The organism is Winogradskyella ouciana (assembly GCF_009709615.1).
GTDB classification, from domain to species: domain Bacteria; phylum Bacteroidota; class Bacteroidia; order Flavobacteriales; family Flavobacteriaceae; genus Winogradskyella; species Winogradskyella ouciana.
On record NZ_WJYA01000206.1, the window covers coordinates 1 to 254 of the forward strand.

Here is a 254-nt window from a genome sequence, read left to right on the forward strand (position 1 = left end):
GAATTCTTAGACAAATTAATTTCAGTATCATTACCACGTGTACGTGACTTCCAAGGTGTTTCTAAAAAAGCATTTGACGGACGCGGTAACTACACTTTAGGTGTTAAAGAACAATTAATTTTCCCAGAAATCGACTATGATAAAGTAAGTAAAGTTAGAGGAATGGATATTGTTATCGTAACGACTGCTAACACTGATGAAGAAGCTCGTGAATTGTTAGCTAACTTCGGTATGCCATTCCGTAAATAATTATT

Annotated in this window: 1 protein-coding gene; it reads left to right on the forward strand. The window is 34.6% G+C overall.

The window, feature by feature from the left end; all coding sequences use genetic code 11:
- The coding region (gene rpl5, locus F1003_RS18990; protein WP_155090373.1) for a hypothetical protein at window positions 1-249 on the forward strand (249 nt) is incomplete at its 5' end.
- Window positions 250-254 lie beyond the last annotated feature (5 nt).